This is a genomic window from Granulibacter bethesdensis, assembly GCF_001889545.1.
GTDB lineage: Bacteria > Pseudomonadota > Alphaproteobacteria > Acetobacterales > Acetobacteraceae > Granulibacter > Granulibacter bethesdensis_B.
In genome coordinates this window covers 2,661,487-2,685,912 of the sequence record NZ_CP018194.1, presented here as the reverse complement: position 1 = coordinate 2,685,912, position 24,426 = coordinate 2,661,487, and the positions used below count along the sequence as shown (strand labels likewise).

Sequence of the window (24,426 nt, the reverse complement as noted above, 5' to 3'; positions counted from 1 at the left end):
TAGAACTCAGAAAGACGCGGAAAAGGAGATTATTTTCTATCTCTGGCATTCTATGCTTTACCGCAGCGGGCGACCTTCCCGGTATCCTCTCAGCAGATAGTGGGCGAAGGGATTAATCTGTGCGTCCCGAACATCCGGGTTGGCATTTTGATAGGCTTCCGGGTCGAACGCAGCGTTGGGCTGCCGTCCTTCTCTCCAGCCAACAGTAAAGTAATGGTCAACTGGATCAATACCGGCTTCAGCGACATCAATATAACGCGAGCGGTAGAAATCAGGGTCAAAGATCAGCACGTTTAGAATGTTTTCCACAGCAGGTGTATCTCCACCCCGCAATGAAATCACATTTGACGGGGTTTCCGATGGCGGGGATTGCATGTCGCGAGCATTTTGGAACATTTTTTTCTTTTGCCAGACGGAAATAGCCATGGACTTGGCTCCTATGTTCGCGGACCAAAGAAAGCCAAAATCCTGTTTCTTGGCAAGAAATTTCTAACAAAAAAGAAATATAATTTTTTGGTTATTATGGTTTTTATTTATAAACTATTTGGATTTTGTAAACTTTAGGTTGAGTGTTCACAATTTTTTATCCCGCACCGGTAAAAAAATTCCGACACGATGAACACAATGAAGGGATTTCGCCTTCGGGGAGCGCACGCCCCCGAAAACGAAATCCCGCATACCGAATAATCAGCGTGTTCTGGCTGTTTTGACGGGAGCAGCTTTCGGCGCTGGAGGAAGATCTTCCTCAAGAATGGTCAGGTGCACGGAATAGGAAATTTCACCATCATCGGTGTCCTTGTGGATCGTGCCAATGACTTCATCCTGAACAGCCACTTCTACGGACAGTCCAGCCTTGGGCGGGACAATCAGCTGAATCCGGTCGGTGCCAAGCAGGCGGCGCAGGTAGGTCTGCACGCGGTCGATATCAGTACGGGTCATGGACATGAAGATCACTTATCGCTGTGAAGGAGAGCGATTTACCCAATCCTGGCCATCAGGGTCCAGCGTGGAAGGATAAAATAGCCCTGTTCCAACGTCTGTGAAGGGTCATGACAGCATGGGCGGACACCGGAAAATGGTCCGTACAGCACCGGATCATGGAGGTGTACCACGGATGATGTGAATGGCGGTCCAGGGGCGACAAGCGATTTCGGGAAGAGGCAGCCTCTGCTTGTCATGCGACTGATCAGCCGCTGTTAAGGTCAGTTTCTAGGCCGGATCAGCATTGGCTGCGACCAGGGCGCGCAGGCCGGACAGGATTGTGTCCGCTGCAGGGGGACTGCCTGGAATGACCAGATCAAGAGGGATGTCTTCCATAGTGCCGGTGCTGGCATAGCTTCCATGCAGCGGATTACCCTCTGCGGCTCCGTCACCGACGGCGATGGCCCATCGCGGGCCTGGCATCGCCTCCCATGCCTGATGGATGGCGCTCGTCAGGTTGTGGCAGCCATAGCCGGTGATCAGCAGGATATCGGCATGCAGCGGCGAGGCGACAAACCGTAATCCATGACGGGCCAGCAGACCGGGCGCGGCGCGCAATGCCTCCAGTTCAAGCAGGCAGGCGCTGCCTCCGCCGCTCTCTGCATGCAGGATGGACAGGGCCTGTCCCAGCCTTGGCCGTGCGCTGCTTCTGCGCCGGGCGATCAGTGCGGCGACGGTTTCCGCATGCGGCTGGCTGGCGGCATCATCCCACAGCCCGGGATGGGAAGCCTGAAGGGACGGAAACCATCTCATGAGTGTCTCACAGATCAGCCCCGGCGGGCGAGAGCGCGAAAGAGGCCAGCGCCACTCCCAGCAGATCAATGTCCGTGCCGGGCAGAGCGGCCTCAATAGCGGGAATCAGCCGCCATGATGGATCGGCCGCATGGGCGGAGACCACCATTCCGCCCTCGATGCGCAGCCAGTGCCAGCATGCGCCACGGGCCGATTCCACCCCGCCATAACCTTCTCCGCTGGCATTGCCTGTGCCGATCGGCATGGGATTGGCAATCGGTCCGACCGGCAGGGAATCCAGAAACAGCAGTGCCAGCCGCAGGCTCTCCTGAATTTCGGCCAGACGGACCCGCATTCTGGCATCCGCGTCGCCATTTGCCAGCACCAGCCTGTGCACCGTGCCATGCGGAGCCTGTTGCCAGGTGGTGCGCAGATCATGGGGCCGGCCCGATGCGCGTCCGGCGGGGCCAGGTACGGCGAGGGAAACAGCATCCGATCCGGACAGGACAGCACAGCCACGGAGACGGGCGCAGAATCCATGCCCACTCAGGCTGGCAGCCGTTTCATAGCGTTCGATCAGCTCCGGCATGGTCCGGCCGAGGGCCTGCAAGACTGTTTCCAGTGCGGTGCCGTCCAGAAGATCGGTCAGCACCCCGCCAGGAATAAGCTGGTCGATCATCATGCGGTTGCCAAACGCATCCTGAATGGCGCGCAACAGACGCTCCCGCCATGTGGACAGTTTCGCGGCATAGGTGTCGGCGCCGGCGGCGCTGGCCGTGGTGGCGAGGACATACAGATGGACGGTACAGCGTTCCAGCTCATTCATCAGGCCACGCAGCAGCAGGGCGCGGGGAGGCGGCTCCAGCCGCAAGGCGGCCTCGGCGGCACGGGCGAAGGCCAGACCGTGGGCGAGCGCTGCATCGCCGGTGATCCGGGCTGCGATCCTGATCGCGTCCCGCAGGGGTTTCCCGCGCATCAGCCACGGGATACCGCGATGAGTATAGCCAAGCCGCCATTCCGCCTGCCGGATGATGGTGCCATGCAGATGCAGGCGCAACTGTGCCGGCTCCCGCATCAATGGATGCACAGGCCCAATGCTGCGCTCGTGCAGCGTGATATCGGGCCGGGGCGATACAAAGGAGGAGGCAAAGGGCGAGGCCATCCGCCACTCCGCCTGCTCGGGCGGTGGCAAAGGCGGTCCGGGCCGGGCGGAAAGCGGGGCACTCATCGGCCATCTGCCGTGATCGAGCCATGGGCGGCTATCCACGCCGTGCTCGGCCTCATAGCCCCACAAATCGCGGATGGCCCGCTCCTGCCATGCCGCGGCGGGACGGAAGGGGGAAAGCGCGGGGAAGCGCCCCCCTTCGATCGGGGTTGCCACCGGCAGGATGCCATGCGCGGTGCGATACAAGGCATGGCAGCGCGCCTGATCGGCCCAGAGCGCCAGCAACCCGGCCTGGGGGCTGGCTGCAAGTTCCTGCCAGAGCGGGGCGGTCAGTAGCCTCCGTGCCACGGTATGGGTGGCGGCATCATGGTGGGTGGCCTCGGTGTCGGCGCCCTGCAACAGGGAGTCCAGACTACTCATTGTGTCACCGCAGCGGCAGCAGAGGCGAACCAGCGGGATGGCCCATTGCCAAGCCCCAGCAGGATGCAGGTCAGCAGCAGAATCAGGGCGGGCAGGGTTGCGGTCATATCAAGCGGCAGACAGGCGCGGGAGGGTGTCGGCGGCCTTCGGGCGGGTCGCAGCATCGGCGCCTGACGGAGCAGCGCATAGCCATTGCTTCCAAGCCCGGCCGCCAGCAGCAGGGCCAGAAGAGGATGCGTCAGGGCAGTCCCGGACAGCAGGGTGATCAGTCCCGCCAGAGTGCCCCCCGGCAGCCCCGCCAGACTGAAACGGGCCGCGAGTCGCAATGCATCCAACCCGCCATGTCCCTGCGGGGAGGGTGTATGGTCGGAGACAGCTCCCACCTGCCGTGCTCGGCCGTCGAGCAGCAGACAGGCGCTCAGGGCCAGCAGCCCGAGCGCCGGATAGAGCAGACCCTGACTCCCACCCGCCAGACAGCCGCCGCCGAGACAGGAGAGTGGTCCGCTCCAGCGCCATGAAAGGGTGAAGCCGCAGCGGATCGCCAGCACCGCACCGGCCAGTACGGAGAGAATCCCCAGCGTGCCATAGATAAAAGGCGGCATGCCCGCGCCGGACTGTTTCAGCATGAACAGCAGGGCGGCAGCAGGCAGCCCGCCGGTGATCAGCGCTTGTCCTGGCGGTGGCAGGGCGCTGACGGTCTCCCGCAGCCATTGATGCACCGGGGCGAGGCCGGCGGGGACGGCCAGCCCGGCGGCGAGGCAGATCAGGCCTGGCATGGTGCGGACCAGACCGTGCCCCTGTCCGGAGAAAAGGAGACCGGAGGAGGACGCCTGAAGGATGATCAGGCCGAACAGGGACAGCAGACAGGCCATCATCCCGACTGTCAGCGTCTCTCCCCGCCGGGACATGGCCGCGGAAGGGGAAAAGGCAGCCAGAACAGTCAGCACGGCCATGGCGATGCTGATCCCGGCCCAGCCTGCCCAGGGAGAGGGGGCAAAGGCCAGCAGAATTCCCGCCAACGCGGTTTGCTGCCCGACCGCCAGGATTTTCAGCCGGGTGAGGGAGATACGCATGGCAGCGACCTCATCCGCGCACCAGCCAAGCCAGGCTGTGGCGGCCATCACGCTGATCAGGGCCGTCAGCAATGCTCCTCCCGCGGCCGGATCAGCGGACATGGCGGTCAATGAAGCCCCTGCCAGCCCTCCTGCCAATCCCGCTGCCAATCCCCCTGCCAAGCCCAGCGTCAGACAGGCTGATACCAGACCGGCCCAGGCTGCTCCCTGCCAGCCGGACAGCGCCATGCTCAGTGCGGCGGTCAACAGCGACGGCAGTGGCAGCAGCCATGGCCACCATGCCGGATCGGTCAGAAGGGAAAGCCAATCGGGGGCATGATCCGTCATGGTGCAGCCTCCGTCTCAGCCCGTGCTTCCCGCTGGCGCAGGAGGCGGAAGGCTTCCTCCGTCAGCAGGGCGGGCAGCAGGCCCAGCAGACTGTAGAGCGGCATCAGCCGGTGAATATCCAGTGCACTCATGACCAGTGCGATTGCCAGCCCGGCCTGAAGCAGTGCCGGACCGAGGAAATCGACCCTGCTGTCACGGGCCAGCCAGAGCAGAGACAGCATCCCCATCGTCAGGCTGATGGCGATCACCGTTGCGGGATCGGGCAGTGATGTGGATAGCGTCGCGGTGGATACCGGAGCGTGAGAGACAATGGGCGTTAATCCGATGCCGCCGGAGACGACCAGGGCGATAATCAGGCCGGTTCCTATCATCCAGACCGTATCGGGCAGGGTTGGCTGACCGGTTTTGAGATCCGGTTCTGATGACAGGGCGAGCGACCTGCTCCGCCATCTTTGCCCAAGAAACAATCCTGCCAGAAGCACCGTGAGAGCAACTCCGGCCATGGGCCAGGCCGGACGATCAGGCAGACAGAAAGCCGTTAACAAGGCATTCATCGCGGCCACGATTGTCACCAGCATGGTCTGGGCCAGCACGACCTGTCGCGCGGCCCGAAGCCTGGTACAGAGCGCGGCGATCATGGCTGAGAACAGAATCATCGCCAGAAGCGGGAGGAAAACGGTGCCTGGTGTGATGGTCATGCCGGATATTGTCCCGCCAGCAGGCACAGGACGGCCAGAAGGGTAAAGACGCTGCCCAGCAGAAGGAACGCAGCCCCCCGTCCGGCCGCCGGAAAAGGCAGCCGCGCCTGCGCCAGACCCAGCAGGACGGCGAGAAACAGGATTTTGCCCCCCCATGTCAGAATGGCGAAGCCCCAGTGCAGGAGGCCGGCCTGAAGGGAGATCATGCCAAAAGGCAGAAACACGACCGCCATGATGCTGATCCAGGTCAGCAGACGCAGGGACTGTTCATAAGAAGCCATGGCCAGCAGCGGGCCGGAGAGATGCGCCATGTCATCCGATGGCGTGCCCAACATCCCTGCGCCGGCCAGCGCGGCAAGGCACAGGCCGGGCAGCAGCAGTGAGATCAGCAAGGCGCCACCGGGCATCATCCCGGTCGTATGCAGGGCTGTCAGGACCGGGTTTCCGCCCAGCATCGTCAGGGCGGAGAGGCTGAGGGTCACGATCAGCTCCATCCAGCCAGCCTCCCCGCCCTGTCGCAGCGTGCCAATGCTGTTCTGGCTCAGCCCCGTATCCATGCTCCCCATCACTCTGGCGATCAGGGACAGTGACAGCAGGCCCAGGATGAGGATGGCGTCACCCCCTCCGGTCACAGGGCCATCGATCAGAAAGGAAGGCGTCAGAAAGGCGGCCAGCGCGGTTGCAATCAGGGAGACGCATGGCAGGAGCAAGAACAGGCTGGTTGCCTGCGCGGGAATGACGATGCCGTGCTTTATCGTCGCCCGGAGCCATGTGTAAGGCGCGAGGGGAGACAGCCAGCCGCCTCCACTGGCCCTGATGCGGATGCTGGTGATGATCCCGGTCACCAGCGGTGCCAGCAGGGCCAGCAGGATGAGGTGCAGCACGATATACAGTCCGGGGGAAAAGAAGCTTCCCGTCATGGCCGTGCCTCCAGAGCGGCCATGGCCAGCAGCAGGCAGAGCACTGCCAGCAGCCCGACAGAGGCCCCGGCCGGGATGAAACGTTCTGCCCGACCCGGCAGCCTGGCTGTCAGGATCATCCGCAGCAGCGACTGCAGGCCGGACAGGGCCGGATGGGTGGGTTTCAGGGGCGGCAGCGGGGCCAGGAAAGTATCGGCCACCGAATCAGGATCGGGCTGGGTGGCCGGATCGCCGAAGGGTAGCCAGGGTGGTGCCGGTGCATCGCCATCATTCCATGGCGCGGCATTCCGGGTCGTGCTGCGCCGCCCGTGCAGGAAGTGCCGCAGCAGGGCGGTGCCGCAGATCAGCGCCAGCGCGATCCACAACGGGGTGTAGCTCAGCATGCTGTCGACCTGCGCGCTGATCCCGATCCAGCCAGTCCGATCATCCATGGTATGACCGCACAGCACTGCCAGCGCCCCGTGCAGGAGGTGCAGGACAGGGCCGGGGATCAGCCCTGACACGATACAGGCCGCAAGCCCTGCCTGCATGGCCCGTAGCCCGGCGGGACGGCGCGGCTCCGTGCTGGCGGCGGCCCGTGGCGCACGGGGGCGGCCGAGAATGGCGATGCAGATCAGGCGCAGCACCGCTGCTATTCCCAATCCCGAGGCCAGTGCCGTAGCGACCAGCCCGAGCGTCAGCAAGGCATCCAGACCGGCGTCCTGAATTCTCTGCCCGCCGATCAGGGCCTGAACCAGCATCCAACGCCCGGCATAAAGCGGGGAAGGCGGCAGCATTGCGCCGGCCAGGCAGGCTGCGCCGGTCAGCAGGGCGATGCGTGGCATCCCGATGATGATGCCGCCAAGCCGGTCCAGCATGGTGGTGCCGGCCCCTTCCTCGATCAGTGTGGTTCCGGTCCCCAACACTGGCATCAGCAGGGCGGCAGACAGGACGATGATCAGGACGGAAGCCAGGGCAAGGCTGGCAAGATCGGGCAGATCAACCGCCATGGCGGCCACGGCCAGCCCGCAGCCCAGAATCGCAAGACCGGTCTGGCTGTCCGCCATTCCATTCACGCAGCGGCCAATGCTGCGTCCCCGCAAGGTGCTGATTCCACCGGCCAGGGCCAGAATGGCTCCGGCCAGCATCAGTGGAGTGCTTTCTCCCGGTCCCCCCGCCTTACGCAGGAAATCGAGTCCCAGCCGTCCGAGCAGATAAACCGGCACAATCACCTGCAAAGCAGGCCGGACGATCTGCGCCGGCGTGGCAAGGGCCGGGGCCGGGCTGCGCTGTACCGGCAAAGCAGGGGTAAGGGTGGCAAGGTCCGGGGCCGCCGGTTCCGGCCCGGACGTGTGCTCCTCTGTCACGATCCGGGATAGCTCGGAGGAGGGGGCACGCAGGGCGGCCATCGTCGTCAGAACGACGATGGTCAGCAGTAACAGGGCAATCCAGACCAGCGGTCTGGCTGACTCGACGCCCTGTACCGGCCCCCTGCCTGCGGGAGAGACGTGCTGCATCAGCATGACCGTAGAGATGATCAGCAGCGGAATCCCTACAATGGCGGCCGCATTCCCCGAATGGGGCGGGGTATGGGCCGGGCTGAACGTGTTCGTTTCCGTGCCGGGGGACGCCCCGTCATGCGTAGGGCCGTCATGCGTAGGGCCGTCATGCGTAGGGCAGGCCCACAGGGCGACGAAAAGCAAGGCGATGCCTCCTGCCAGTGTCATGACATCGGCTGCCATGACGGTCAGCATCAACGCGGCTGTTACAAAGGCCAGCCGCGTGGCTCCTCCTCCGGGTCGATCCAGCCCGGTGGCGCTGGCCAGCCCGAGCGCACAGAATCCGGCCAGCGCTGTAAAGGCGGAAAATCCGTCCAGCCCCAGACGCAGGGCAACGGCATCCGACACCAGCGCGGGCAGGGCGCCGCCAACCCATGCTGTTCCATTCCATGACGCGCCCCCGAGCAGAACAGACAGGCAGGCCATGCCCCCCACGGCACACAGCACGATGTGGCACAGCATCAGCCGCTTCAGCCGTGCCGGCAGGATCCGGCGATCCTGCCGCGGCGGTGCGGCCATCAGCCTTTCGCCCGCCAGTCCCAGGCAGGCAAAGGCGCAGAGCAGGATGGGCAGAATGGCCATGCCTACAACCCTTTACAGGGACAGGTCAGGCGCGATTGAAAAACGGTGCATGTGATCACCGCAAAAACATAGCCGGGAGCCTCGTCATCACGGAAGCATCTTCCTGTTGAATTTAGCTGGATACGCGCCGAGACGGCTATTCCCCTTTTTACCGCCGGTCGAGCAGTCTTTAGTTGCGAATCACTATCATTATCGACATACTCGGCAGATCACCGGCTGGAGCGTGTGATGGAACGCACTTTTTCACTTGGCACTGCCACCCTTGTCAGCCTGATGGCCGCAAACCGGCCAGCGGCGCCACGATTGCTGGACGATACTCTGGAGTTTGGCGCCCCGGATGAAATAGGGGGTGATGAGTATACGCCGGAAACGGCCGCTCATTACGCTTTGCCTGCCTGACAGGGGCACGTGGACAGGATCAGTGGCGGTGCCGTTGACCGACCAGCGCGCGGCGCTCTGCCTCCGATAATCTGGGGCAGGTGGAGCAAAGCGTCATGCCCGGCACCCTGTCCCGCAGGCAGCAGATCCGCCGCTGACGCAGCGGAACCGCTTCTCCGTCCAGTATGACAGAGACGGTTCGCAATGGTGCATGCAGCCAGTTCTGGCGTGGAAACCACGGGGTCTGGCGTGGCTCCATGATCAGGGCCTCATACTGCGCGGCCTGATCGGCCAATGATGGCGTTTCGGCCATGCGGCGGAACAGGAAATCAGCCATGTTGCCCGCATTGGACCATGCCACGCGCGGGGAAAGGCCAGTGCAGTCCCGCAACGCGGTGAACACGCTTTGCATATGCTGCCCCAGCGCGATGGTCATGATCTGCTCAGGCGTTTGGCGTGGCGGGAGGGCTGCATCCAGTGCCAGTTGATCCGGGCGATCCTTGAGCAGAACCAGTCCGGGCGGCACGGCCTGTGCGGGATCAAGCGCGTTGCGCCCGTCCCGAATGGCCAGAATAAACAGCGATGGTAGCACGGCCCGCGTGTAGGCCTTGCTCCAGAGTGACCCGATGGCGCGTGGATCGGCGCCTGCAGGCAGGGTTTTGGCGAATCGCTCTATACCGGGGGCCAGTGTCTCCCGCCGTGTCAGCAGGGAGACGTCCACGCCATCAGCCGGAGAAAAATCGGCAGGAGAGGCCATACGTGCCTCGCACCATGCCGCTATGTCTTCGTCTTTACGCATCACCTGCTATCTGCCGATTATCGGACGGCTTTGTCCATGATTCCCGGAGCGGGAAAAACGGCAGGATCAGCGGCAGGATCACCAGGGCGGTCGCAGCGGGCCATGCATTGCCCAGGGTGAACAGAAAACCGCCCAGCGTGGCTCCCGCAGCATACCCCAGCGTCAGAACGGAGGATAACAGCCCGGAGGCAGCCCCCTGTCTTCCTCCGGCGGCAATGCTGACCAGGGCCGCGCAGGCCGGACCCGCTAAGGCCAGCCCTTGCCCGAGCAGGCAGACACCGGCCCCGAGGCTCCACACGCTCTGTCCGCAGGTCAGACAGAGTGCGGATAGCCAGATCACGGCTATGCCGACCGCCAGAGTGTGCCGGGGCCATGCGGTCAGACGGGGAATGACGCTCATCTGGTTTGCCAGCATCAGGGCTGCCATCAGGGCGGTGATCCAGCCCAGCCTGATTCCGGCCAACTGTGCGGTCCAGCCCAGCCTGTGCTGGAACAAGGGGCCAAGCACGAAATGCAAGGTGCCAAAAGCAATGTTGACGATGGCGGCCAATATCAGCAACCGCCGAATCGCCGGATCGCGCCAGCATGCAGTCCCTGATCGGGGCCTGATGTTCCTATGACCGCTTTCCGGGGGCGGGCGGCGCAACAGGATGCTGCCGAGTGGCAGGGGCAGCAGCGCCATGATCCAGAGCGGCATCGTGGCCCCCAGCGGTAAAGTGGCCGAGACCAGCAGCGGACCTGCCAGCCGACCGGCACTGAACCCGGCGCTGATGGCGGCAAGCCCCGCCATACGACCTTGAATTCCGGTCAGATCAGCGACCCAGGCCTGTGCCACTGGAAGCAGGCCACCTGTCGCGATGCCATGTAACAGACGGCATATCATCAACAGTCCGAGACAGAGTGAAGGGGTTAAAGTCCCGTTCATCGCCGCTGATACAATGCCCGCCAGAAAAAGCTGGGCTACGCAGAAAATGGCAAGGCAGGCCATCAAAGTCTGGCGTCGACCGGCCCGATCGCTCAACCATCCTGCCAGAGGCGCACCACCAAGCATGGCCAGCATTCCACAGCTGGTAACAATACCAAGTGACAGAACAGATAATCCTGTTTTGCTCGATAAAATCGGCAGAAATGCAATCAATGATGATTGCGTCAGCCCTACACAGCAGACAAGCGAAGCAAAGCCGAGACGATCTGAGCACGACAAAGTGATCGCATCGGGCGATGCTGGATCAGCAGGGCTGATGCCCGCGGAGAGGGAGGTGTTTCGGGGTTGCATTTTGGCATTAAATTAGGAATGAATATCAATTGCAATATGCCGCAAGGTGATTCTCCGCAAAGCGGCACGATATGCAACAGAAAGGGAAACGCCTGTGCTGGAAGCCATGGATACCCGCGATACGTCAGCATGCATTGAACGTCGTCCCTTTGAGGCCGGAATGGCGGCGACGACATTGCTGAACGGTTTACTGCGCGAATGGCGTGGCTGGAAAAAGCTCGATCCGCAGGAAGCTGCAGCACGATGTGGGGCATATGTGCATTGTCCGGCCGGTGCGGTTTCAGTTCCCCTGTTGTTGCAGGAAGGGGAGTTGCTGCTGCCGCTTGCCGCCTCCACTGAAACCGGGCGGTTCAGATTTGCGGGGTCTCCACTGCTGCGGCGTCATGGTACCACGCGATCGGTCGATATGCGTTTGCTGCTGGATCTTCTTCTGGATCACACGGCTTTTGCTCAGGCGGCATCCCTGCCGACCAGGATGACTTTCCGTAAACGTGTCATGGACAGCGCCGAACGTGTCTCAGCCGCCTTGCTCAGTCATCAATATAGAACACATGATCAGACAGAGAATGTGCCTGATTTTATCACGGCGGAACAGGGTCTGATCCTGGGCCATCCGTTTCATCCCGCGCCCAAATTCCGTGAAGGCTTATCCGAAAGTGAGGATGCGGCGTACGGACCTGATCATGGCAACAGCTTCGCGTTACGCTGGTTCGCAGTCCATCCGGATCATATGATTGGCGACAGTGTTCATGTGGCCGATATACAGTCCCTGCTGAAAGATATGGTTGCATCGACCGATGCTGGTCAGGAAATACTGCGTGCCGTTCCGGAAGGCTGGATCTTGTTGCCGGTTCATCCCTGGCAGGCCGGTCATCTTCTGTGCCTGCCCGAACTTGCCAGTCTGCGCATGGAGGACCGGTTGCGCGATCTGGGCGTCATGGGACCGCAATTCCGCGCGACTGCATCCCTGCGCAGTTTATGGAGTGCGCAGTCTCCACTGATGATGAAATTCTCGCTGTCGATGCGGATTACCAATTCAATCCGCACGATTCTGCCGCGCGAGCTTGATCGTGGCCTGCATCTGGCGCGTCTGCTGCGTGGCCCGGTCGGGCAGGATGTCTTTGCCCGCTATCAGGGTTTTTCAGTGATCGAAGAACCTGCTCATTTGTCGCTGAAAGGGCCCGATGGGAAGATTTTGATCGAAAGCTCTGTTGTCTTCAGGGAGAATCCATTTTCTGATAAAGCCAATGGAGTATATGCGGGTGGTCGTCATGCCGCGATGCTTGCGACGCTTTGTCAGGATGATCTGTTCGACAGCAGCGCTCCCAGCAGACTGGGCCATATCATCCATATGATTGCTACACGCGATAAACGCAGCCAGTCTGATGTTGCTGAGGAATGGTTCCGTCGTTTCCTCGGCATTCTGATGGAGCCTGTGCTGTATCTCCATGCCCGTCATGGTGTGATGATGAGTGCCCATCAGCAGAATGTCGTGCTTGGTTTGCAGAATGGCTGGCCGGAACAGGCCTGGTTCCGTGATTGTCAGGGTACGGCGATTGCAACTGATATGATCGAGACTCTGCGGACCCACGTGCCGGAGCTGGGACGATGGACAGACAATATCATTGATGCCGCACTGGGGCCGCAGCTGATCGGGTATTATCTGATCGGTAATTCCGTGTTCGGTGTTCTTGATACACTTGTGCTCGACAAAGTTGCACAGGAACAGACCCTTCTGGGTATTTTACGGCAAAGGCTTCAATCCATGAGTGATGATGGGCTGCGTGATCAGTCCGTCATTCGCTATCTGCTGGATTGTCCGTCGATCTGGATGAAAGGCAATGTGATGACGTATCTGAGGGATGTCAACGAAAACGCGGATACTGCCAGCCCCCTTGCCAGTTATGTATCTGTTCCCAATCCGCTGGTGCGGCCATGAGTGGTGTTCTGGAGCATCCGGTTGAGCGATCGGTTAAGGATATGACTCCGGTCTGGACATTCCGGGATGCACATGGCCGCTCTGTCATGATCATGAAAGAAGGCGAACTGAGCATACTGCTCAATGGGTCGGTCGCCGCCCATACGCGCCTTCATTTCGAGGAGGAATTTGCCAAAGCCATTGGCCTGTGTTGGTCTGTGCCGGAAAAGGACAGAAATTTTCTGATCTATGTACTGGCTGATTATGCTTTTTCAGAAGGGGCTGATTGTTTTTCAGTTCCTCTGGAATTAGTTTCCGATCCTGCCGATGCATCGTTTCCGATTCATGAGATACGGAATAATACCGCTCTGCTGTACCGGCAGGGGCATCGTCAGCAAAGGGATTTCTGGCAGGCCGGTCCGCCTGCACATCGCCAACCGCTTCTGCGTCGTACACTCGCAGATGGGCGTGATCATCCGTTGCGTCCGCCAGCCCCGAAAGGTGTGTTCTATCGACGGCGTGATGCCATAACCGGTCATGAATTTACCTTGCGTGCACTGGATATCGGCCGTGATCTTGAACTGTTCCATATGTGGCAGAACCAGCCGCGTGTGGCGAAATTCTGGGATGAAGCCGGCCCGATTGAAAAGCATGAAGCCTATCTGCATCGTATGGAGGCTGATCCGCATGCATTCTCCGTGATCGGCGAACTGGATGGGGAGCCATCGACCTATTTCGAGATCTATTGGGGCAAGGAAGACAGGCTCGGCCCGCATTATGAGGCCGATGATTATGATCGTGGCTGGCATGTACTGGTAGGCGAAAAACGCCATCTTGGCCGTGACCGTACGCTGGCATGGTTCCGGACGATTACGCATTGCCTGTTTCTTGATGATTGCAGAACACGAAAAGTCGTGGGAGAGCCGAGTGCCACTCATAGCAATATGCTGCGGCTCTGTGAGGAATCCGGTTACACGCTGGAATATGAATTCGATTTTCCGCACAAGCGTTCGATGCTGATTACCTGCACGCGTGATCACTTTTTCAGGGAGTGCATCAGATGAAGGTATCCAATGAATTCAGCGTGATGCGTGATCGTCAGGATGCTCTGCGCCAGGCCTCCTTGCAGGCCTCTCTGTGGCGGCGCGTCAATCTGACCTGTCTTGCCAAATCCCTGTCTGAGCTGGCCTATGAGGAAGCATTTCATCCCGAGGAAGAAGCGGGCGGATTATGGATGTTCCGCTTTGGTGATGTGCATTACCGGTGTGAAGCGGAGCCGCGTATCTGGGGACAGCTGACGATTGATCCTGATAGTATCGTCAGGATTGAAAAGGGAGAAGAAATACCAGCCCATGATGCTGCGCAGTTTTATGTGGATGCGCAGGCTGCACTGGGTATGAGTGATGCAACACTGGCAATGTATCTGCAGGAGCTGTACGCCACGCTGCAAACAGATATGGAACTGCTGAGAAGACGGGATGGTCTGTCTGCGACTTCCATGCTTGATCTCGACAATGATCGTTTGCAGGCCAGGCTGGATGGGCATCCCAAAGCCCCGGCCTCGAAAGGCAGGGTTGGCTGGGGATTGGAAGATCAGCGGGCCTATGCTCCTGAATATGATTCCGTGTTCCGCCTGCACTGGATTGCTGTGGCGCGTGAAGCCTGTCTGGGTGGGATGACGCGTGATATCAGCGAAGATGATCTTCTGTCGGAAATGCTGCGTGTCGATGATCTGCGGGAGATTGATCGTATTCTGTTCGACCGTGGATTCGACAGGATCAGTCATCGTTTGATCCCGGTGCATCCATGGCAGTGGCAGAATTATATCCAGACGCATTTTGCAGCCGATATTGCGTCAGGCAGGATTGTGCCACTGGGTGAACGGGGTGATCTTTATCGACCACAGCAATCCCTGCGGACGCTGGCCAATGCGGAAAGAGCGGCGACGCATGATATCAAATTGCCGGTAACCATTCTGAATACGTCTGCATGGCGAGGCTTGCCTGGTAAAGGCATTCTGACCGGTGTCGGCCTTTCATCATGGCTGAGTGAATGTGTCGCGAAAGATTCTGTTTTCCAGACTACGAAAGTCCTGATCCTGCGGGACATGGCCGGTTATGCGGTGCCGCAGACTGTATACGGAAAAATTGCTCAGGCTCCCTACCGTTTTCATGAACTGCTTGGTGCAGTATGGCGGCAGCGCGCGGAGCCGTCACTGGCAGCGGATGAGCGTGCCATCATGCTGGGGGCATTACAGGTATGTGGCGGGGATGGCGTGCCATTGATCTCGGCCTGTATCCGCCGTTCTTCCATGCCGTGCGACATCTGGCTGGAGAGGTTGTTTTCTTCTGTCGTGGTCCCGCTCTATCACCTGATGTGCCGGTATGGCGCCGGGTTTATCGCGCATGGGCAGAATGTCACGCTGTTATTGAAAGACTGGATACCCTGTGGTGTGGCGCTGAAGGATTTGCAGGGGGATTTCGATCTCGTCACGCCTGCTTTGCCGGAGCATGAAACCCTGCCGGAAGGATTGGCTGATCAGGTCGGCAGACGTCCGGCTGAGCATCTGATTCATCACCTCCAGACGGGCCATTTTGTCAGCGTCCTCCGGTTCCTGTCTGATGCTTTGCTGGTGCATGATGGATATCCCGAGCAGGCTTTTTATCAGGGTCTTGCCCGTGTCATCCGTCAATACCAGGCACGCTGTCCGGAATTGGCGGGGCGTTTTGAGATGTTTGATCTTTTTACCCCGACCATGATGCGTATCTGCATCAACCGCGCCCGTTTCTCCATCGGGTATGGCGACACGCCGGTCCGGCCGAAACCTGAAATCGGAACACCTCTTCACAATCCTCTTTATGATGACTGGTCACTGCGGGGTGATTGGAATCATTCCTTACACCAACATGCAGCTTTGCAGTCAGGGAGTATAGCCTGATGACGGATCGTTTTCAGTTTTCTGCGTCTCCGTTGCAGGATCTTGCGGCAATCGGGATCGGGCCGTTCAATCTGAGCGTCGCAGCCCTGCTGGATGCTGTGCCGGAGGTGCAGGCGCAGTTTTTTGATCGCAGCCCGCGCTTCGCCTGGCATCCTGGCATGATGCTGCCTGATGTGACCTTGCAGACGTCATGGCTGAAGGATCTGGTCAGCGCCGTGCAGCCGACCAGCCCGTTCAGCTTTACTTCCTATCTGGTGGCACGGCGCCGGTTCTACGAATTCATCACGGCTGGATTTGATGGAATCTATCGCCGGGAATTCGATGATTATCTAGGCTGGGTGGCGGCGCAGCTTCCATCGCTGCATTTCGGAACACCGGTGGAATCCGTTGATTTCGATGGCCGTCACTTTGTGCTGACGCATCGCCATGGTGAAGTCAGATCGCGCAATGTGTTGATCGGAACGGGACATCATCCCTATCTGCCGCGCTGGGCGGCTGGTCTGGAAGATATGTGCCTGCATACATCCCGTTTTGCCGAGAAAGACCGTGATTATACGGGCCGCCATGTCATTGTGGTCGGTGGCGGGCAGAGCGGCGCGGAAATTGTGCTTGATCTGCTGCGTCGGGGGCCGGACCGGGTGAGGGGGATAACCTGGATCACGCGCCGGATGAATTTCTCATCGTTGGATGAAGTGGCTTTCAGCAACGAGTATTTTACGCCGGCCTATGTTGCGCGCTTCCATGGATTGCCGCCTGATCTGAGGGCACGTCATGTTGCCGCGCAGAAGCTGGCAAGTGACGGGGCTTCCCCGACCACGCTGAACGAGATCTATCGCGCGCTGTACCAGATCCGGCATCTCGATGGCCGACGCGACTTCGTGCGGCTGATGCCATATCGGGAGGCGGAGGCTGCAAGGCGTCAGGGAGAAGGGATCACCTTGCATCTGCGTCATCATCTCGATGGCCAGATGGATGAGGTGACCGGGGATGCGGTGATCTGTGCAACCGGATACAAGTCAGTGGTACCAGCCTGTTTGGGGTCGCTCCAGAAGCGCCTCAAACTGGATGAGGAAGGGCGTTACACATTGCGGCCCGACTTTTCGGCTGTCTGGGATGGTCCTGCTTCCGCCCGCATCTTTGTCCAGAATGCCGGGCGTCACAGCCATGGGATTGCCGAGCCTCAACTCAGTCTGATGGCATGGCGGGCGGCGACAATCATCAACAGCCTGCTCGGCCGACCGCATTTCGATCTGGAGGAGCAGGAGCCGCTGATGGATTGGGGAGAAAGGGAGGATGAAACTTCCTGTCTCGCGGCTGAATAAAGGGCCGGGTTAGTGGTTTGTGGGGCGGGATGAGTGTTGTATCTGCCGCTCTGCAAACCAGCCGAAGCTGATACCGATCACTCCCCACAGCACGGCCTGGGTGCCAAAGGAAGCAACCCGGAAATGCCAGAGCAGATCAGCAGGAAATGTCACCGGTATTTCGTTGATGACCGGCATGGCATGCCCGATCAGAAGCAGGGCCAGCAGAGCGAAAACGATCCCGGCCAGCGTGCTGTTCCATCCGCCCCAGCGCGCTGCGAAACGCTGCCGGATCACAAAGGCCAGTGTCATGGCTGACAGGGAGATCAGCAGCATCTCGAAATGCAGGGCGGTGCGCTGGGTGATGGTATCAGCCTGTCCGATGGCGGGGGGATTGGGTGGATAGACCAGCCCAGGTATGAGGCAGATGGCGACAAATCCGCTTCCTGCCAGCAAGGCGGACAGGCCACGTGGACCAAGTGGCAGGCGGCCCAGCATGGCGGCAAAAACGAGGCTGAACAGACCGCCAAAAGCGGTCCCGTACACGGTCACCCCGGTCAGCAGCCCCAGCCCGGCCTGAGTGGTGCGGGATACCAGTTCAGGTTCGGCGTCTGCTTCCTCTGCGGTGCCGTCAGATGCCTGATGAGTGTGATGGGCTGCGTGTTCAGCGGCAGCTTCAAAGGCGATGGCGCGGTCTACCTGCGGTTCCCCATACAGGCGCGCGAACCCGAACGCGGCAATACCTGCCAGAAACCCGGCAAGCATGCCCCGGATCAACAATGTCCGGATCATGATACGGTCAGAATAGCGGCGTCAGTGGCAGGGAAAGCCGAGCAGATGCCGACCGTCATGCACGAATTCATGTACATACATGCCGGAAATCAGGGAGGTTGCCCCTTCCTCAACCCCGACGAAATACAGCGCCAGCAGCATGACCACCCCAAACAGCGTCCAGGGCAGAAGATCTCGCAGCGGAACAGGACGAGGCAGCGGGGTGTCGGTTGGACGGGGAATGGCTGAATAAATGGCAGACATTGGATAGAAACTCCTGACGGGGAGACGCGCCCCGGTGAAACGGGAGGTGAAATGGATAGAGTCTGCAAAAACAGGGTCTGACTTTCAGCCCTCTCAGGCTGATTACAGTGGCGCGACCGCACCGGATTTACACCGGCTTCCATATGTTTGCAGTGGACGGACCGTAGAAAATCCCGGCCTTTCCTGTCAATGCAAAGCGTGTTTTGCGAAGGGGAGAAGGCTGTGACGCTTCGTCTGATCCTGCTGTGTCATGCAGCCACCGAAGCTACCCGTCAGGCGCGGTTTCCACACGATGAGCCGATCAGGGAGCGGGAAAGACAGCGTCTGGCCACATGGAATTCCTCTCTGCCTGCCAAAATGGCTCACCTGTTCCTTTCCCCCGCATCAAGGGTGCAGCAGACGGCGGAGGCTTTGCACCTGCCTGAACGGGCCGGGCGGACGGAGATAACAGCGGCGCTGGCGGATCTGGATTACGGCGCATGGCGCGGCAGAACCATGGCTGATTGTGCGCAGTCCATGCCGTCGGCGGTCCAGACATGGATCAAAGACCCTGATGCAGCGCCGCATGGCGGGGAGTCGATCTCCGCTCTGCTCAGCCGTGTATCTGCGTGGCTGGATGGCGTGGCCGATCATTCAGATGGGTATGTCATGGCGGTGACGCATGCTGCCGTGATGCGGGCTGCTGTCATCCACGCGCTGGCTGCGCCGGCCGATGCATTCTGGAGGATCGACATTGCGCCGCTCTCGCGTGTTGAGATGAATGCGGGGGATAGACGCTGGCAGTTACGGGGGATCATCCCGGCTCATCATGAACCGGGATGATCGGAACGCTGTTCAGGCCCCGGCTTTGGCCTCCCGACGGCGACGATGCAGCACGAATTCGGTATAGCCATTCGGCTGCTCAGTGCCAGCGAAGATCAGATCCCGCGCGGCTAGAAAGGCTGGACCATCGAAGGCGGGTGCGATGGGTCGATAGGCGGGGTCGCCCGCATTCTGTCCATCCACCACCACGGCCATGCGGCGCAGTGTTTCCTCGACCTGTTCCCGGCTCACCACGCCATGGCGCAGCCAGTTGGCGATGTGCTGGGCGGAAATACGCAGCGTGGCGCGGTCCTCCATCAGGCCGACATTGTAAATATTCGGCACTTTGGAGCAGCCGATCCCCTGATCCACCCAGCGGACGACATAGCCCAGAATACCCTGAACATTGTTGTCCAGCTCGTCCCTGATTTCCTGAGCCGTGAGTTTTCCCGCCTCATCCAGCAATGGCAGGGTCAGCAGGGCGTGCAGGGAGGTGCGGGCCCCTTCTCTGGCAATGGCGGCCTGCCGTTGGGCCACGTCGATCTGGTGATAATGCAGCGCGTGCAGCGTGGCGGCGGTGGGGGAGGGAACCCAGGCAGTATTGGCTCCGGCGCGCTGGTGGTCGATTTTCTCGGCCAGCATCGCCGCCATGTTGTCGGGGGCGGCCCACATGCCTTTGCCGATCTGGGCATGGCCGGGCAGACCACAGGCCAGCCCGGTATCCACATTGCCGTTTTCATAAGCCGTGAACCACGCAGTCTGCTTCATGTCGTTCTTGCGCAGCATGGGACCGGCTTCCATGCTGGTATGGATTTCGTCTCCGGTGCGGTCCAGGAAACCGGTGTTGATGAAAAACACCCGGCTGCGGACTGCTTCGATACAACGCGCCAGATTGAGGCTGGTCCGGCGTTCCTCATCCATGATGCCCATCTTGATGGTGTTGCGGGGCAGATTCAGTGCATCTTCCACCGCGCTGAACAACCGCCCTGCCCAGGCCACCTCATCCGGTCCGTGCATTTTCGGCTTGACGATATACAGGCTGCCGCTCCGGCTGTTGGTGATGTGCCTGCCGGGCTGCCCGCGCAGATCATGCAGTGCGATCAGGCTGGTGATGAATGCATCCAGAATGGTCTCCGGCACCTCTGCCCCGTCCAGCGTGACGGCATCGGTCATCATGTGATGGCCGACATTGCGGATCAGCAGCAGGGACCGGCCGGGCAATGTCAGGCTGCTGCCACCGTCCGGAGCGGTGTAAACCCGGTCCGGATGCAGGCTACGCGCGACGGAGGCACCGTTTTTCTCGAACCGGACGGTCAGGTCGCCGCGCATCAGACCCAGCCAGTTGCGATAGACCTCGACCTTGTCCTCCGCATCCACTGCCGCGACAGAGTCTTCCGCATCCATGATGGTGGACAGGGCAGATTCTAGAAGCAGATCGGCAATACCGGCTTTATCATTGCGACCGACGCGATGGTCGCGATCGAACAGGATTTCCAGATGCAGTCCGTGCCGGACCAGCAGAATACTGCGCGGTGCATCAGGCGCGCCGGTATATCCGCAGAATCCGGACTCATCGCACAGCCCGGTCACATGTCCGTTGGCCAGCGCGATCCGTAACTTGCCATTATGCACCGCATAGAGCATGGCATCGGCATGGCTGCCTTCGGCCAGAGGGGCTGCGATGTCCAGCACGGCGCGGCCATGTCTTATCACCTCGGCTCCGCGTGCTTCATCATAGCCGCGCGTCGCGCTTTGCTGACGTCCGACGGCATCTGTGCCGTACAGCGCATCATACAGGCTGCCCCAACGCGCATTGGCGGCATTCAGAGCATACCGTGCATTGTTCACCGGAACGACAAGCTGCGGCCCGGCGATATGGGCGATCTCATCATCCACCTGTGCGGTATCGACCTGAAACGCGGCCGGTGGCGGCAGCAGATAGCCGATTTCATGCAGAAACGCGCGGTAGGCGTCGGATTGTGCCGCCAGTGCAGCGCTGACGCCGGATTGTGGCAGGGCATGGGTGTGGTGCCACTGGTTGATCTCGGCCTGCAACGCATTCCGTCGCTCAAGCAGGGCGGCGTTTGCGGGGGTCAATGTGCGCAGGGCGGCGGCGAGTGCGGCCCAGAATGCCTCGGCCGTGATGCCCGTTCCGGGCATCGCTTCATCTTCCACAAAGCGGTGCAGAACCGGCGCAATCTGAAGGCCGGAGGGCAGAATGGATCGGGTGGAAAGGGTGATCGCGTTCATCGTGATCCGGTTCCTCGACAAGATTGGGAACGCGACCGGTCACGTGTCTCTGCGTGCCCGTCGCCCCCGTCTGTCTTGGTGCCTGAGAGCGTCATCCGGCTGGCGTTTCCGCAAAAAGCCGGATTTCCCCTTCGGCGGACCCTGCCGGGCCTCTCTCCAGAGTGTCCTGAGCGTGCGGTTCATGGGCCTGAGAGGTTCCCGGGGGGTTGCTCCTTCGGCGGCCATTCTCCGTGAGGAGGGAAAGCACTCTCCCGCACGCCGTCATCAGACAGCCTTACTGTGTGAAGGCTGCACGGCACCGTCAATGGAAATTTAAAAAAATCTTATTATATGATTTATAATTTTTATCGATAAAACGAAGTCAGAATCCCGGTCCAATACCGCCGCTGACATAGCCACCCCGAATCCGACCGTCCTGGCTTTGGAAGCGCCCGGTATGGCAGGCGGTCAGTCCGAACAGAGTCAGTGTCAGCAGGGCAAGAATGAAAAGGCGGGAAAGCTGCTTCATTTGTCTGCATACATTTCGTTGACCAGTACCAGCCCCAATGTGTGACAGGCGGCAGCGATTGCAACCAGAATCAGCCCGTCAATAATCAGTCCCAACGGTGACAGTGTATGACCGGCGATGATGACATCATGGCCGAGAACGGATGTGGCCTGACTGATGGCTTCCTGCACATGCTCTTCCTGCACGTTGACCATTCCTGCGGCGTGCCTGACCGCCAGCCAGATACCGCCGACAACCAGCAGCAATGGTGCGAACAGGGCTGCGATCTGCTCGATCAGCGACAGGAAGAAGTGCAATGTGCCCCAGATGATGACGCGCAGGGCATGGGCCATCAGCCCGGGCATGGCGCGGCCGGCATCTTCCATGAGGCGCGGCGTTTCCTTGTGGTCGAACGGGCTACCGATATCGGACAAAACATGTCTCCGTTTCAGGGCGGGATCATCGGGGGGCGGTCCCTGTTGGCAGGGGCTGCTTGCTCCGCCGCGACCGCAGGTGGCAATCGGACAGGGGTGGGTCTACGCTAGTCGCGCCTTTCCTGTCGCGCGAAAAAGCGGTTCAAGGAGGCAGGACGGGATGAAGGATGCGCGGATGAAACGGGATGGAAGGCGGATTGGTTCTCTGGCCGGGCTGGCCGTCATGATGGCGGTGAGCGGATGCTCGACACATTCCAGACCGCCCCGCAATCCGCTGGTGGCTCTGCCGGGACCGTATAAATCGCTGGCAGAGTATCGCAGTGATGGCAAAAGCTGCCGCGACAAGGCGGGTGATCCGGCTTTGCTGGCCCGGCTGCCGGCTTCTGAACCAAAGCGGACTTATTCCTATCCGGATTATCTCACCTGCATGCAGGAGCACGGCAATGTGCTCATGGCCGCCGGATATGTCGCCGCCATGATGAAGGCCAAGGCGGCCAGTCAGCAGCCTGCCGCTTCTGCTCAGCCCACCCCGTCTCCCGCCATGGTCTCCCCCATGATGATGGGAGGGGGCATGCCGACCTATTCCGGGTTCAACGACTACTATCCCTGGCTGACCGGGGAGGATGTCGTGAACGGAGTAGGCTTTTTCCCCTGAAGCCGACGCAGACAATCCGCGATCGTGGCGATGGTGTCCCCGGCTGCGGATAAATAGCGGCCAATGGTCAGGAAGCCATGGATCTGCCCTTCCAGACGCTGCATCGAGACTGCCACCCCGGCTTCGCGCAGTTTGATGGCATAGTCTTCCCCCTCATCACGCAGCGGGTCGCAACCGCTGGTGATGATCAGGGCTTCCGGCAGGGCATCATGGCGTGGTGCCAGCAATGGAGAGGCGCGCCAGTCCCGTATATCGTGCGGTGAGCTGAGGTAATGCGTCAGGAAATATCGCATTGTGTCGGAGGTCAGGCCAAATCCCTGTCCGAACAGGGTGTGACTGGCCTGCCGTCCTCTCATATCCGTGCTGGGATAGAGCAGGATCTGCTGGCGGATCGGATGGGGCAGGATGGGCTGGTCCCGTGCCGTCAGACAGAGCACAGCCGCAAGATTGCCACCGGCACTGTCACCGCCGACCGCGATGTGCGCCGGGTCGATGCCCAGCATCGCGGCATTGTGTGCGATCCACTGGCAGGCGGCGATGGCATCATTGACCGCGGTCGGGAATTTATGCTCCGGCGCCAGGCGATACCCGACTGAAATAACGGTGATTCCGGCGGCAATGGCAATCTGGCGACAGGGCACGTCATGCGTGTCCAGCGTGCCGAGCACCCAGCCTCCGCCATGGAAGAAAACGAATACGGGATCGCCTTCCGGAGAGGGCGGTGCATTGCGGTAAAGCCGCAAGATGATCTCGCCCCCTTCCACCGGGCAGGCCAGGTCGTGGCGCTCGGCAATTGGCGGCGGGTCCGGGTTCAGATGCAACTGACCGCGATCATAGATCGCCCGTGCCTGTTCCGGTGGCATTGTGTGCAGGTGTGGCCGGTCCGGTTGCTGCATACGGGCCAGAAATCCGGCCGCTTCCGGGTCCAGCAAGGTCTGCGGATCGTAAGAGAGGTCGGTCATGACGGGAAGGCTGCTCCTGCAAGCCGGGCATGGTCCAGATCGGCTGGAGTATTGATATTGATGAATGGATCACCTGCGTCGGTCATGGCCCATTGGGCATGAGCCACCGGAAAAGCGGCAGTGAACTGGCCGATGCGCCGCATGCCATTGTGCAGCGCCTGCGACAGGGCATCTTTCAGCATGACTGGCCAGATGCCGATGACAGGATGGGTGCGGTCCCCGGAACGGGCAAGGGCGATAGCGGTTCCGGCTGCTTCCTGTGAGGTTTCGGTCAGGCTCTGCCGGGCAATCCAAAGGCGGTGGACCAGATCGGGCGGCAGGTAGGGCGTATCGCCTGGTACACTCAGCATATGGGTGAAACCATGCGACTCGGCCCATGCCAATCCTGCCAGCACACCCGCCAAGGGACCGGGAAAGTCCGGGATCTGGTCGTGCAGGATTGCGGCCGGCGCCCATGCCGAATAATCCGGCTCACGGCTCAGAACCTGCGTCAGACGGGAGGGATCGCCATTGGCATTCAGGGCCAGCATGGTCACCTGAGGTCGGATGCGGGCGCAGATATGGGCCAGCAGCGGACGGCCATGAAGCAGGCACAGACCCTTGTCGCCACCGCCCATTCTGCGGGCCAGACCACCGGCCAGAACGATGCCGGGTATGGCAGGACCATCATCTGCCATCGTGATTCTGTTCGCTTCCTGTCTGGCGCCCGGCCATACAGACATGCCACGATGCGGTGAAAGCAGCGGGGCAGGGTAC

At 60.6% G+C, this 24,426-nt stretch carries 24 protein-coding genes and 3 riboswitches; of the genes, 7 read left to right on the top strand and 17 right to left on the bottom strand.

All coding sequences use genetic code 11. From position 1 onward, the window contains the following. Nucleotides 1–57 precede the first annotated feature (57 nt). The 8 genes from GbCGDNIH8_RS12350 to GbCGDNIH8_RS12315 all read right to left on the bottom strand — a co-directional run bounded on the left by GbCGDNIH8_RS12350 (nt 58) and on the right by GbCGDNIH8_RS12315 (nt 8,436). Nucleotides 58–426: a hypothetical protein gene (locus GbCGDNIH8_RS12350; protein ID WP_072612702.1), complete on the bottom strand. Its 369-nt coding sequence runs from the start codon at nt 424–426 to the stop codon at nt 58–60. 261 nt (nt 427–687) lie between these two features. Beyond that, on the bottom strand, nt 688–939 hold the full coding sequence (locus GbCGDNIH8_RS12345) for a DUF3126 family protein (protein WP_081369063.1): 252 nt from the start codon (nt 937–939) through the stop codon (nt 688–690). A gap of 270 nt (nt 940–1,209) precedes the next feature. Continuing rightward, complete coding sequence (locus GbCGDNIH8_RS12340) at nt 1,210–1,734, bottom strand: NADH-quinone oxidoreductase subunit B family protein (protein ID WP_072573414.1); 525 nt, start codon at nt 1,732–1,734, stop codon at nt 1,210–1,212. Nucleotides 1,735–1,741: 7 nt separating this feature from the next. Next, nucleotides 1,742–3,298 (bottom strand): hydrogenase large subunit, encoded by a 1,557-nt coding sequence (locus GbCGDNIH8_RS12335; protein WP_072573413.1) that lies wholly within the window; start codon nt 3,296–3,298, stop codon nt 1,742–1,744. After that, nucleotides 3,295–4,698, bottom strand: a complete 1,404-nt coding sequence (locus GbCGDNIH8_RS12330; RefSeq protein WP_072573412.1) for a proton-conducting transporter membrane subunit — start codon at nt 4,696–4,698, stop codon at nt 3,295–3,297. The genes GbCGDNIH8_RS12335 and GbCGDNIH8_RS12330 overlap by 4 nt, the downstream gene beginning before the upstream one ends. Further along, nucleotides 4,695–5,396 (bottom strand): hypothetical protein, encoded by a 702-nt coding sequence (locus GbCGDNIH8_RS12325; protein ID WP_072573411.1) that lies wholly within the window; start codon nt 5,394–5,396, stop codon nt 4,695–4,697. Before GbCGDNIH8_RS12325 ends, GbCGDNIH8_RS12330 begins: the two co-directional genes overlap by 4 nt. Next, a complete protein-coding gene (locus tag GbCGDNIH8_RS12320; RefSeq protein ID WP_072573410.1) occupies nt 5,393–6,316 on the bottom strand; it encodes a hypothetical protein in 924 nt (307 codons plus the stop codon). Before GbCGDNIH8_RS12320 ends, GbCGDNIH8_RS12325 begins: the two co-directional genes overlap by 4 nt. Beyond that, on the bottom strand, nt 6,313–8,436 hold the full coding sequence (locus tag GbCGDNIH8_RS12315) for a hypothetical protein (RefSeq protein ID WP_072573409.1): 2,124 nt from the start codon (nt 8,434–8,436) through the stop codon (nt 6,313–6,315). Before GbCGDNIH8_RS12315 ends, GbCGDNIH8_RS12320 begins: the two co-directional genes overlap by 4 nt. A gap of 228 nt (nt 8,437–8,664) precedes the next feature. Here GbCGDNIH8_RS12315 and GbCGDNIH8_RS13015 point away from each other — a divergent pair, with 228 nt between their 5' ends. Further along, nucleotides 8,665–8,835 (top strand): hypothetical protein, encoded by a 171-nt coding sequence (locus GbCGDNIH8_RS13015; RefSeq protein WP_157692655.1) that lies wholly within the window; start codon nt 8,665–8,667, stop codon nt 8,833–8,835. 19 nt (nt 8,836–8,854) lie between these two features. Here GbCGDNIH8_RS13015 and fhuF read toward each other — a convergent pair whose 3' ends face one another. Then, nucleotides 8,855–9,613: a siderophore-iron reductase FhuF gene (gene fhuF, locus GbCGDNIH8_RS12310; RefSeq protein ID WP_081369015.1), complete on the bottom strand. Its 759-nt coding sequence runs from the start codon at nt 9,611–9,613 to the stop codon at nt 8,855–8,857. Next, nucleotides 9,606–10,889 carry an MFS transporter gene (locus GbCGDNIH8_RS12305; protein ID WP_072573407.1) on the bottom strand — a complete coding sequence of 428 codons (1,284 nt, stop codon included), beginning with the start codon at nt 10,887–10,889 and terminating at the stop codon, nt 9,606–9,608. Before GbCGDNIH8_RS12305 ends, fhuF begins: the two co-directional genes overlap by 8 nt. A gap of 94 nt (nt 10,890–10,983) precedes the next feature. Between GbCGDNIH8_RS12305 and GbCGDNIH8_RS12300 the strand changes: the two genes are divergently transcribed. The 4 genes from GbCGDNIH8_RS12300 to GbCGDNIH8_RS12285 are packed head-to-tail and all read left to right on the top strand — an operon-like array spanning nt 10,984 to nt 17,067. Further along, a complete protein-coding gene (locus tag GbCGDNIH8_RS12300; RefSeq protein WP_157692653.1) occupies nt 10,984–12,828 on the top strand; it encodes an IucA/IucC family protein in 1,845 nt (614 codons plus the stop codon). Continuing rightward, the gene (locus GbCGDNIH8_RS12295) at nt 12,825–13,871 is read left to right on the top strand and encodes a GNAT family N-acetyltransferase (protein WP_081369014.1); all 1,047 of its coding nucleotides are present in this window, start codon (nt 12,825–12,827) and stop codon (nt 13,869–13,871) included. Before GbCGDNIH8_RS12300 ends, GbCGDNIH8_RS12295 begins: the two co-directional genes overlap by 4 nt. Continuing rightward, on the top strand, nt 13,868–15,745 hold the full coding sequence (locus tag GbCGDNIH8_RS12290; protein WP_253736048.1) for an IucA/IucC family protein: 1,878 nt from the start codon (nt 13,868–13,870) through the stop codon (nt 15,743–15,745). The genes GbCGDNIH8_RS12295 and GbCGDNIH8_RS12290 overlap by 4 nt, the downstream gene beginning before the upstream one ends. Further along, on the top strand, nt 15,745–17,067 hold the full coding sequence (locus GbCGDNIH8_RS12285; RefSeq protein ID WP_072573404.1) for a lysine N(6)-hydroxylase/L-ornithine N(5)-oxygenase family protein: 1,323 nt from the start codon (nt 15,745–15,747) through the stop codon (nt 17,065–17,067). The genes GbCGDNIH8_RS12290 and GbCGDNIH8_RS12285 overlap by 1 nt, the downstream gene beginning before the upstream one ends. 9 nt (nt 17,068–17,076) lie before the next feature. On the opposite strand, the gene GbCGDNIH8_RS12280 is transcribed toward GbCGDNIH8_RS12285, so the two are convergent. Then, nucleotides 17,077–17,838, bottom strand: coding sequence for a CbtA family protein (locus GbCGDNIH8_RS12280; RefSeq protein ID WP_072573403.1), 762 nt, complete (start codon nt 17,836–17,838; stop codon nt 17,077–17,079). Nucleotides 17,839–17,859: 21 nt separating this feature from the next. Beyond that, on the bottom strand, nt 17,860–18,081 hold the full coding sequence (locus tag GbCGDNIH8_RS12275; RefSeq protein WP_072573402.1) for a CbtB domain-containing protein: 222 nt from the start codon (nt 18,079–18,081) through the stop codon (nt 17,860–17,862). Nucleotides 18,082–18,143: 62 nt separating this feature from the next. Further along, a riboswitch (adenosylcobalamin (AdoCbl) riboswitch) is annotated at nt 18,144–18,234 on the bottom strand. Between the two features lie 69 nt (nt 18,235–18,303). On the opposite strand from GbCGDNIH8_RS12275, the gene GbCGDNIH8_RS12270 reads away from it, so the two are divergent. Then, a complete protein-coding gene (locus GbCGDNIH8_RS12270; RefSeq protein WP_095206499.1) occupies nt 18,304–18,903 on the top strand; it encodes a histidine phosphatase family protein in 600 nt (199 codons plus the stop codon). A gap of 12 nt (nt 18,904–18,915) precedes the next feature. On the opposite strand, the gene GbCGDNIH8_RS12265 is transcribed toward GbCGDNIH8_RS12270, so the two are convergent. From GbCGDNIH8_RS12265 to GbCGDNIH8_RS12260, 3 genes are all read right to left on the bottom strand, one after another. Beyond that, complete coding sequence (locus tag GbCGDNIH8_RS12265) at nt 18,916–21,132, bottom strand: malate synthase G (RefSeq protein WP_072573400.1); 2,217 nt, start codon at nt 21,130–21,132, stop codon at nt 18,916–18,918. Between the two features lie 69 nt (nt 21,133–21,201). Then, a riboswitch (glycine riboswitch) is annotated at nt 21,202–21,293 on the bottom strand. A gap of 4 nt (nt 21,294–21,297) precedes the next feature. After that, nucleotides 21,298–21,396, bottom strand: a riboswitch (glycine riboswitch). A 97-nt stretch (nt 21,397–21,493) separates the two neighbouring features. Beyond that, entirely contained in the window at nt 21,494–21,640 is a 147-nt protein-coding gene (locus GbCGDNIH8_RS13010; protein WP_157692652.1) for a hypothetical protein, read from the bottom strand. Beyond that, nucleotides 21,637–22,053 (bottom strand): hypothetical protein, encoded by a 417-nt coding sequence (locus tag GbCGDNIH8_RS12260; RefSeq protein ID WP_072573399.1) that lies wholly within the window; start codon nt 22,051–22,053, stop codon nt 21,637–21,639. The genes GbCGDNIH8_RS13010 and GbCGDNIH8_RS12260 overlap by 4 nt, the downstream gene beginning before the upstream one ends. A 175-nt stretch (nt 22,054–22,228) precedes the next feature. Between GbCGDNIH8_RS12260 and GbCGDNIH8_RS12255 the strand changes: the two genes are divergently transcribed. Then, the gene (locus tag GbCGDNIH8_RS12255; protein WP_157692651.1) at nt 22,229–22,708 is read left to right on the top strand and encodes a hypothetical protein; all 480 of its coding nucleotides are present in this window, start codon (nt 22,229–22,231) and stop codon (nt 22,706–22,708) included. Here GbCGDNIH8_RS12255 and GbCGDNIH8_RS12250 read toward each other — a convergent pair. Together GbCGDNIH8_RS12250 and mobA are read right to left on the bottom strand one after the other, a co-directional pair. Next, nucleotides 22,654–23,670, bottom strand: a complete 1,017-nt coding sequence (locus GbCGDNIH8_RS12250) for an alpha/beta hydrolase (RefSeq protein WP_072573397.1) — start codon at nt 23,668–23,670, stop codon at nt 22,654–22,656. The two genes, GbCGDNIH8_RS12255 and GbCGDNIH8_RS12250, sit on opposite strands and share 55 nt — an antisense overlap. Further along, complete coding sequence (mobA, locus tag GbCGDNIH8_RS12245) at nt 23,667–24,347, bottom strand: molybdenum cofactor guanylyltransferase MobA (RefSeq protein WP_072573396.1); 681 nt, start codon at nt 24,345–24,347, stop codon at nt 23,667–23,669. Before mobA ends, GbCGDNIH8_RS12250 begins: the two co-directional genes overlap by 4 nt. Nucleotides 24,348–24,426 lie beyond the last annotated feature (79 nt).

What these genes read in the sequence shown, in the direction of transcription:
- GbCGDNIH8_RS12265 (WP_072573400.1), bottom strand. Translation starts at nt 21,132, where the DNA reads ATGAACGCGATCACCCTTTCCACCCGATCCATTCTGCCCTCCGGCCTT.
- GbCGDNIH8_RS12335 (WP_072573413.1), bottom strand. Translation starts at nt 3,298, where the DNA reads ATGAGTAGTCTGGACTCCCTGTTGCAGGGCGCCGACACCGAGGCCACC.
- GbCGDNIH8_RS12325 (WP_072573411.1), bottom strand. Translation starts at nt 5,396, where the DNA reads ATGACCATCACACCAGGCACCGTTTTCCTCCCGCTTCTGGCGATGATT.
- GbCGDNIH8_RS12285 (WP_072573404.1), top strand. Translation starts at nt 15,745, where the DNA reads ATGACGGATCGTTTTCAGTTTTCTGCGTCTCCGTTGCAGGATCTTGCG.
- GbCGDNIH8_RS12255 (WP_157692651.1), top strand. Translation starts at nt 22,229, where the DNA reads ATGAAACGGGATGGAAGGCGGATTGGTTCTCTGGCCGGGCTGGCCGTC.
- mobA (WP_072573396.1), bottom strand. Translation starts at nt 24,347, where the DNA reads ATGGCAGATGATGGTCCTGCCATACCCGGCATCGTTCTGGCCGGTGGT.
- GbCGDNIH8_RS12315 (WP_072573409.1), bottom strand. Translation starts at nt 8,436, where the DNA reads ATGGCCATTCTGCCCATCCTGCTCTGCGCCTTTGCCTGCCTGGGACTG.
- GbCGDNIH8_RS12350 (WP_072612702.1), bottom strand. Translation starts at nt 426, where the DNA reads ATGGCTATTTCCGTCTGGCAAAAGAAAAAAATGTTCCAAAATGCTCGC.
- GbCGDNIH8_RS13015 (WP_157692655.1), top strand. Translation starts at nt 8,665, where the DNA reads ATGGAACGCACTTTTTCACTTGGCACTGCCACCCTTGTCAGCCTGATG.
- GbCGDNIH8_RS13010 (WP_157692652.1), bottom strand. Translation starts at nt 21,640, where the DNA reads ATGAAGCAGCTTTCCCGCCTTTTCATTCTTGCCCTGCTGACACTGACT.
- GbCGDNIH8_RS12280 (WP_072573403.1), bottom strand. Translation starts at nt 17,838, where the DNA reads ATGATCCGGACATTGTTGATCCGGGGCATGCTTGCCGGGTTTCTGGCA.
- GbCGDNIH8_RS12320 (WP_072573410.1), bottom strand. Translation starts at nt 6,316, where the DNA reads ATGACGGGAAGCTTCTTTTCCCCCGGACTGTATATCGTGCTGCACCTC.
- GbCGDNIH8_RS12330 (WP_072573412.1), bottom strand. Translation starts at nt 4,698, where the DNA reads ATGACGGATCATGCCCCCGATTGGCTTTCCCTTCTGACCGATCCGGCA.
- fhuF (WP_081369015.1), bottom strand. Translation starts at nt 9,613, where the DNA reads ATGCGTAAAGACGAAGACATAGCGGCATGGTGCGAGGCACGTATGGCC.
- GbCGDNIH8_RS12345 (WP_081369063.1), bottom strand. Translation starts at nt 939, where the DNA reads ATGACCCGTACTGATATCGACCGCGTGCAGACCTACCTGCGCCGCCTG.
- GbCGDNIH8_RS12295 (WP_081369014.1), top strand. Translation starts at nt 12,825, where the DNA reads ATGAGTGGTGTTCTGGAGCATCCGGTTGAGCGATCGGTTAAGGATATG.
- GbCGDNIH8_RS12290 (WP_253736048.1), top strand. Translation starts at nt 13,868, where the DNA reads ATGAAGGTATCCAATGAATTCAGCGTGATGCGTGATCGTCAGGATGCT.
- GbCGDNIH8_RS12305 (WP_072573407.1), bottom strand. Translation starts at nt 10,889, where the DNA reads ATGCAACCCCGAAACACCTCCCTCTCCGCGGGCATCAGCCCTGCTGAT.
- GbCGDNIH8_RS12275 (WP_072573402.1), bottom strand. Translation starts at nt 18,081, where the DNA reads ATGTCTGCCATTTATTCAGCCATTCCCCGTCCAACCGACACCCCGCTG.
- GbCGDNIH8_RS12250 (WP_072573397.1), bottom strand. Translation starts at nt 23,670, where the DNA reads ATGACCGACCTCTCTTACGATCCGCAGACCTTGCTGGACCCGGAAGCG.
- GbCGDNIH8_RS12340 (WP_072573414.1), bottom strand. Translation starts at nt 1,734, where the DNA reads ATGAGATGGTTTCCGTCCCTTCAGGCTTCCCATCCCGGGCTGTGGGAT.